This window comes from Metamycoplasma auris 15026 (genome assembly GCF_000367765.1).
Lineage (GTDB): Bacteria > Bacillota_I > Bacilli_A > Mycoplasmatales > Metamycoplasmataceae > Metamycoplasma > Metamycoplasma auris_A.
In genome coordinates this window covers 43454-51568 of record NZ_AORI01000008.1, presented here as the reverse complement: position 1 = coordinate 51568, position 8115 = coordinate 43454, and the positions used below count along the sequence as shown (strand labels likewise).

Here is an 8115-nt window from a genome sequence, read left to right as displayed (position 1 = left end):
ATTAATTTTAAAATTTATGTTAAAATGAAATTGTTCCCAATAAGAACTATATTGGCAGTGTGGTTCTACTGACCCTGTATGACTTAGAGATTACGAAATGAGGAGAGTGAACCAAACATAGGTATTTACCTATGTTTTTTTATTATAATTTCTAATATGAGTAAATTATTAATTGGTAGAGTATTTAAACAAAGAAATAAAGAAAATAGACTCCCAATTGCTAAAAATAGGAATGGAGATGAAATAGATGCCCATGGAGCAAATAGACCGTTTTTAATCTTTTATTCTGATGATAAAGTTTATTATCTTTCTGCTAAAAGTATAACTGATAAAAATAGAGAATTAACTGCACAAGATAAAGGAAATTTAGTTCTTCAAAATGACTTATATGGTAATGATAAAGAAATAGCAATTAATTGTTCTGTAATTAATGTAATGGATAGAAACCTCTTTGAAAGTCTATTTGAAAAAGATAATGAATTAAATAACTATCTAACTTCCCCAAATATTTATAATAGTGTAATGGAAAAACTATATGAGAATTTAGATGATATCCAATATTTCGAAGTCGATAGTTTTGTTTCAGATCGCACAATTTGGAAAACAAGAGATATTGGACTTTTAAATAAAGATACTTGTGAAAAAATAATTAATACTTATAACAGCAAAATAAAATCCCCATATAGAGAATTAATATCTAGAGATGAAAACAATTTCTACTCATTAGTAGAAAATGAATATATTAATCTTACTAAAGAAAAAGAACCTAATACTCTAGAAGACGACGAAGGTTTAATTCTCTAGTAAGACGGTTTTATCAGCGCAAATAAAGCCTTCTAGAGCCTTTTCTGAATATACAAGTAATAATTTTTCTAAGCATCATAACAACTATCATAGGCTTATAACCTATGAGTTTTTTATACTAACTTTTTTTAATAATTAATTGTTTCATATAATTAAGATGCTATGGAAAAGTTAGATGTAGATATATTTAACGATATCTTAGACACTACTAATAAGCTATATGCTAATAAGGCAAAAGAGCTAAATGATATAGAAGAATATTTTAGGAATACATTAAGAAAAACGATTCATCCAAATTGGAAGATATTTAGAAGAGAAACTAGAAAATGAATTACTTTGGGCGGTATTTTTTTACTTAATATTACAATGTACGAAACAAAAGATGATGAAGGTAGGATAACGCGTTTTACTTATTATCATGATGAAAAACTTAAGCAAATTTGCAATTGTAAATATGATACTGATAATCTTAAATTAGCTGTGAAATTTTACTTAGAGAATTCTAAAATTCCATCAAATTTAAAACAATTATTGCCTAGTAAACAACTATTAAATTATTATCTAAACAAACTAAAAATTAATGAAAAATTACTAGATAAAAATGAAGAAATTTTGAATGAAATAAAATGTAATTTTGCAAAAGATAATGAAAAAATTTATCTAGAAATGGATGACTTTTATATATTCCATAAGTCAACTAAAGTTAAAAAAATGAGAGTACGTGAAGTGGTAGCACATACTCTAAAAAGTAATAAATTAAGCAACGTAATAAATATATTTTTTACTAAAAATTTAGACGATCCAACAACTAAAAATAATGATTTAGAGTTTATTAAAAATACTATTAATAAAGAATTAATTACAAGTAATTATAAGCAAAAACTAATTGTAAATGGTGATGGAGCTAGATGAATTAAGAAACTTGCTGATAAACTAAATGCTACTTATTCGCTAGATCTTTTTCATATTCAAAAGGCTTTAAATGACACATTTGGTACAAATAAATTTGTTTCAAAAGAGAATAAAATTTACTACAAAACCTATATAAATAAGACACTAAATAAGTCATGAAAAAATGTTTTTGATGAAGCTATTCTTTTAAAAAATGAAGAACTTTTTCGTCGACTTTGATATGAATTTTTGTCTAATCCTATTGCTTTAAAAATGCCTACTGGTATATCTGAAAGAGCAAGAAATTTCTACAAATTGATATCGAATAATGCCAGGGCAGTTTTTGACAATAATGAGAAATTAAAGTCTTATACTGAGCATTTTGTTTATAACTCTTTCAAAAAACATATTAGGAAAGAACAAAGTCTTTTTTGTTTTGAACATATAAAATTGAAAGTCCTTTATAGAAATATTATAAAAAATCAAGCCACGTTGTTTTACTAGTTAGAAGAAAAAATTTAAAAAAATTTAATTGTTTTAGCATCTACTTTTTATTATAACAAGAAATAAAAAAATAAAAAGAAATTAGTTCTTTTTTTCCTTTTTACCTAGTAAAAAGGAAAGAGAAATTTTCAACATTTTTTTATCTATATACTTTGTATATAGATAAACTTCTTCTTTGTTTTTGAACAAGAAAAAGTACTAATTTTCTTAGCCAAATCTAAATTTTTTGAATATTTTTGCTGCTTGATTATTAAATAAATGGTGCAACCAAAGGACAAAGGTAGTTTTTGCAGCATTTATTATAAATACTAGGTATTTATAATAAAAAATAATAATGTATTTTGTGATATACTTTTATGAAATAAAAGTATAGCATTTTACTAAAATTATTAAAAATATAAGCTTTATATTTTTAATAATAATATGTATGTTACAAACTATTAAATTTTTGTGTCTAAATTCTATTTTTGTTGTTTTGCTGTTACAAAAAACATTAGTTTTTCTTTATTTTTTATCTACAAAAAAATAAAGGGCTTAAAAAAGTGGCGTTCGGTAAGAACTTTGGCGCACTTCCTTATCTTGCCTTTAAAGGCAATAAAAAAACAAACAAAAAGTTTTTTAAGCCTTAAAATAGAAAAATGACACAAAAATTAAAAATTAAAAATTCTAGACTTTTAAAAATGTTGTAAAATATAGTTAGATTGAATAGGCTTGGTAAAGCTTTCTACACACTTAAATTTTACGGTTCCAATTTTAAAAAAGGCTTAAAAAGCTAAAAAAATAAGCCAAGAGTAGCGTTTTTGCTTTTTTACTTGACTTATTTAAATTTAGTTTTCTTAATTTTTATAAAGATAAAAACGTTTTATTAGTCCTCATCAATTGAAACTTTACCACCACGTTTTTTAATGATTTCATCAGCTAAATTACGAGGAATTTTTTCGTAGTGATCAAATCACATTTGGTAAGTTCCACGACCGGTTGTCATAGATCTAAGTTGTGTTGCATAACCAAACATTTCACTTAATGGGACAAATGCCTTAATAACATGCGCACCATCATTTCTTGTTTCGTTATCACGAATTTGACCTCTTCTACGTGAAATATCTCCCATAACATCACCAAAGAAATCTTCAGGAACAACAACAGCAACATCCATAATTGGTTCTAGTAGAACAGTTCCTAATAAATCACGACCTTTAGTTAGAGATTTTGAAGCAGCAATTTTATAAGCTAATTCAGAAGAGTCGACATCATGGTATGATCCATCAAAAAGTGTTGCTTTAATATCAATCATTTGATATCCAGCCAAAATTCCGATTGCCATTTTTTCTTTAAGTCCTTTTTCAATTGACTTAATGTATTCTTTAGGAATTTTTCCACCAACAATTTTATCTACAAATTCAAAGCCACCATCTGGGTTTGGTTCATATTTAATTCAAACATGACCATATTGACCTTTACCACCAGATTGTTTCTTGTGAATACCTTCAACTTCAGCAGATTTTGTAATTGTTTCACGGTAGGAAACTTGGGGAGCTCCAACACTAACTTCAACTCTAAATTCTCTTTTTAGACGGTCAATTATAATATCTAGATGAAGTTCTCCCATCCCAGCAATAATAGTTTGACCTGTTTCTTCGTCTGTGTAGTATTTAAATGTTGGATCTTCTGCACCTAAACGTTGTAGCGCTAAAGAAAGTTTTTCGGATGCATCTTTAGTTTTAGGTTCGATTGCTTGAGAAATAACTGGTTCTGGGAAATTCATGTTTTCAAGCACAATTTCTTTGTGTTTTTCATCAATTAAAGTATCCCCTGTTGTTGTGTATTTTAGTCCAACAGCAGCACCAATATCTCCAGTTCTAACTTCTTCAATATCACTTCTTGAGTTAGCATGCATTAATAGAATCCGGCTTAATCTTTCTTTTTCACCTTTTGTTGAGTTTACTACATAAGAACCTTTAGTAATAACACCACTATAAACTCTAAAGAATGTTAGATTTCCAACAAATGGGTCATTCATAACCTTGAATGCTAAAGCAGAAAAGAATTCATCATCAGAAGCAGGAATTGAAATTTCTTGTCCATCTTTGTATGCTTTCATTGGAGGAATATCAAGTGGACTTGGTAGATAATCAACAACTGCATCAAGCATTAATTTAACACCTTTGTTTTTAAAGGATGTTCCACAAACTACTGGGAAATAATTTGCAGTTAAAGTTGCTTTTCTGATTGCTTGTTTCATTAAATCCACAGAAATTTCTTCTTCCATTAAAAGTTTTTCCATCACTTCATCATCAAAATCAGCTAATGATTCAGCTAAAGAAGAACGCATTAAGGAAGCTTCATCTTTTAGGTAGCTTGGAATTTCGATTTCTTTCATATTTTCATCGACACCACCATCGAATTCATATGCTTTCATTGTTACTAAATCAATAATTCCATTGAATTGAGCTTCTTCACCAATGTTAAGTTGGATTGCATGAGCATTTGCTCCTAGTAATTTCTTTAAAGATTCCACAGAAGCTTTAAAGTTAGCACCCATTTTATCCATTTTATTTACATAAACAATTCTAGGTACACGATAGTTTGTTGCTTGTCTTCAAACTGTTTCAGTTTGTGGTTCAACTCCTGATTGCGCATCTAAAACTGCCACAGCACCATCAAGTACACGAAGTGATCTTTCAACTTCAATAGTAAAATCCACGTGCCCTGGAGTGTCAATGATATTTAGTCTTTTATTTTTTCAGTATGTAGTTGTTGCTGCTGAAGTAATAGTGATTCCACGTTCTTGTTCTTGAATCATTCAGTCCATTTGGGAAGCACCTTCGTGTGTTTCACCAATTTTATGAATTTTTCCTGTGTGGTATAAAACTCTTTCTGTGGTTGTAGTTTTTCCAGCATCAATATGCGCCATAATTCCGATGTTTCGATAATCATCTAATTTATATTCTCTTGACATATATTTTCCTATTTTTTTAAATAATTATCATCTGAAGTGAGCAAATGCTTTATTTGACTCAGCCATCTTATGTGTGTCTTCACGTTTTTTGATTGCACCACCCATTTTGTTAGATGCATCAATGATTTCAGAAGCTAATTTTTCTTCCATTGTTTTATCGTTTCTTAATCTTGCATATTGAATGATTCATCTTAAAGCTAGAGTTTGTTTTCTTTTGGCACTAACTTCACATGGCACTTGGTAGTTAGAACCACCAACTCTTCTTGAACGAACTTCTAGTTGGGGACTAACATTTTCAAGAGCTATATTGAATACTTCCATTGGATCTTTGTTAGTTTTTTCTTTGATGATATCAAATGCGCTGTATAGGATGTTTTCGGCAACAGATTTCTTACCATCTAACATAATTGTGTTAATTAATTTGGTAATAATTTTTGAGTTAAAAACTGGATCTGCTAAAACATCTCTAACTGGTGCTTTATGTTTTCTTGACATATTTTTTTCCTTTCTTTTAACTTTCTAATTAATTACTTTTTGGTTTCTTTGTTCCATATAATGAACGCGCTTGTTTTCTGTTGTTAACACCTGCTGCATCTTGTGTTCCACGCACGATTGTGTATCTAACACCAGGTAAATCTTTAACTTTACCACCACGAATTAAAACAACTGAGTGTTCTTGTAAGTTGTGTCCTTCTCCAGGAATATAAGCTGTAACTTCTTGACCATTTGATAATCTAACACGAGCATATTTACGAATAGCTGAGTTAGGTTTCTTAGGTGTCATAGTTGCTACCCGAGTACATACACCACGTTTAAATGGCGCTGAAATTGCTTTTTCTTTTTTTTGTAATGAGTTATACATTTTTAGTAAAGCGGGAGCTTTTGATTTTGTGCTTTTTGCTTTACGGCCTTGTTTAACTAATTGGGCAACTGTAGGCATTTTTTCTCCTTTTTTAGATTTTTTTTAATTAGTTTTAATTAGATTAATTTACTTTTATTATCTTATATATAAAATACGAATAAATTATACAACAACTAAACCGGTGTATTACATTTTTTTATTTATTTTTTTAGTTATAAAAAAAGACCATAAAATGGTCTTTAGATTAGCTATTTTTTTATGAAAGTTTAATGTATATTGTATTTCTTTTTAATTTCATCTAAAAACTTTGATAAGTCTTTACTTTGGTCTTTTAATTTATCAATACTTAAATTATTAATATCAAAGTTTTTGTCACTAAAATTCTTATTGAAATAATCAGCTACTTCTTTGTTTAATTCTTTGTTTTTAGCTACTTCAGCAATATTATTCTTAGTAACAATATCTCTTAATTCATTGTATTTTTTAATATATTGAATAATTTCTTGGGCTTGCTGTAGTTTAAGATTATAGAAATTATCGATTGAATGAATTATTTTATTTTTGGAATCATCAAAGAATTGTGTAATTGGATAGGAATCTTCAATTTTTTTGTCTTTTAATTCATCAATCACTTTTTTAATATCTTCCTCTAAAGTCTTAACATCCTTATCTTCTTTTTTTGCTTCGTCAAAAAAAGGGCCGATATTTCTATCAATTTCAATTAAACTTTTGTTTTTAATTGAATTAAGAAATTTATTAATTGGAGCACAAGAAACTAAGGGAAGTGTAAGGATTACTGGTGATGAAAAAAACATTAATTTAGTTATTTTTTTTAGCATGATTAAACCTTTATAGGTTTTATTTTTATCTAGTTAAAAGAAATTTAGAAATTAAATGATTTTTGTATTCTTCTAAGAATAAAGAAAGTTCTTTTTCATTAACAACTTCTTCATTGTCATATGAATAATGAATAGTTGTTGTTACATTATAAAAGAGATCTTCAATTTCAGCATCACGATAGAATAGTCAAGAATTTTTTTGGGAAGATTGGTATATTGGATCCATTGAACGGCTCATAGCAACATATTCATCATAATTCTTTTTAAATTCTTCTTTGGTCATGGCTGGTGTCTCTTTTTCTTCTTTTAGAAGTTTAGATTTATCATCCATTTCTTTCATTCAAGCAACTTCATTTTGAATTTTTTCTTCTTGTGAATTTTCTTCTTTAGTTTTTTTAGTTTCAATTTCTTCAAGCATTTTTGCTCTAAGCTCTTCTTTCTTATTAATTTCTTCAAAAGTTTCTTTAAAGTAATTAATTTTAAATAGCTGATTTAAAAATAAATCATATTGTTTTTTGGATGAATAAACTGGTTTAAGAAGATTTTCTTCTTTATTTTTTTTAGTTATAATTTCTTGTTCATTCATTTTATTATAGAATTGCATTCAACGACTTAGGATATTAGATAAAAGCACATTATCACTTTTTAGTTTATCAAAATCAATTTTGATTTCTTTTGGATAATTTACGTTTAATTCTTCATTTTTAAATTCTTTTAAGGAAACTAATTCAGCTTCAATATCTTTGCTTTTTTGTTTATATTGTGGATAGTTGAATTTCACATAAAAAATAATAATTTGACCAAATATTAAAGATACTAATAACAAGATTCCAGTAACTAAAGTTAAATAAAATGCGCCTAAATATTTTTCATTTATGTTACTAATTTTAAGATCACTATAAACTCTAGCAAGGGAAATTGATGAAATAATTATTTGGGCAAGAATAAGAGAACCTATAAATAACATATTAAAAAATCCGTTACTTTTAAGATTCATTCCTTGCATATATTTTTTTACTAAATATTCATTCAGAGTTTTTTTTGTTTTATCAATATTTCTTTTGTAATTAATAAAGAATTTAATCATGAAATAAATATTGACAATTAATAAAATTGTTAAAATAAGCGAATATATTAAAAATGAATTGGAAGGCTTGGGGGCTTTTGTTGCTGTAGCAGCATTAGTTGCTTCTGCTAGTAGACTATATTCCATATTTTTTTCTCCTTACATAAAAATAACTAAAAAGGATTTTAAG

Annotated in this window: 7 protein-coding genes; 2 read left to right on the top strand and 5 right to left on the bottom strand. The window is 27.3% G+C overall.

The window, feature by feature from the left end:
• The first annotated feature begins 156 nt into the window (after positions 1–156).
• Together MAU_RS01405 and MAU_RS01400 are read left to right on the top strand one after the other, a co-directional pair.
• On the top strand, positions 157–804 hold the full coding sequence (locus MAU_RS01405; protein WP_004424142.1) for an Mbov_0400 family ICE element protein: 648 nt from the start codon (positions 157–159) through the stop codon (positions 802–804).
• A 162-nt stretch (positions 805–966) separates the two neighbouring features.
• On the top strand, positions 967–2199 hold the full coding sequence (locus tag MAU_RS01400; RefSeq protein ID WP_004424141.1) for an Mbov_0401 family ICE element transposase-like protein: 1233 nt from the start codon (positions 967–969) through the stop codon (positions 2197–2199).
• 865 nt (positions 2200–3064) lie between these two features.
• Here MAU_RS01400 and fusA read toward each other — a convergent pair.
• The 5 genes from fusA to MAU_RS01375 form a co-directional block, all read right to left on the bottom strand.
• A complete protein-coding gene (gene fusA, locus MAU_RS01395; RefSeq protein WP_004424138.1) occupies positions 3065–5158 on the bottom strand; it encodes an elongation factor G in 2094 nt (697 codons plus the stop codon).
• Between the two features lie 24 nt (positions 5159–5182).
• On the bottom strand, positions 5183–5653 hold the full coding sequence (gene rpsG / locus MAU_RS01390) for a 30S ribosomal protein S7 (RefSeq protein ID WP_004424136.1): 471 nt from the start codon (positions 5651–5653) through the stop codon (positions 5183–5185).
• 28 nt (positions 5654–5681) lie between these two features.
• A complete protein-coding gene (gene rpsL, locus MAU_RS01385; protein WP_004424135.1) occupies positions 5682–6098 on the bottom strand; it encodes a 30S ribosomal protein S12 in 417 nt (138 codons plus the stop codon).
• Between the two features lie 188 nt (positions 6099–6286).
• On the bottom strand, positions 6287–6859 hold the full coding sequence (locus tag MAU_RS01380) for a hypothetical protein (RefSeq protein WP_004424132.1): 573 nt from the start codon (positions 6857–6859) through the stop codon (positions 6287–6289).
• 25 nt (positions 6860–6884) lie between these two features.
• Positions 6885–8072, bottom strand: a complete 1188-nt coding sequence (locus MAU_RS01375; RefSeq protein WP_004424130.1) for a hypothetical protein — start codon at positions 8070–8072, stop codon at positions 6885–6887.
• Positions 8073–8115 lie beyond the last annotated feature (43 nt).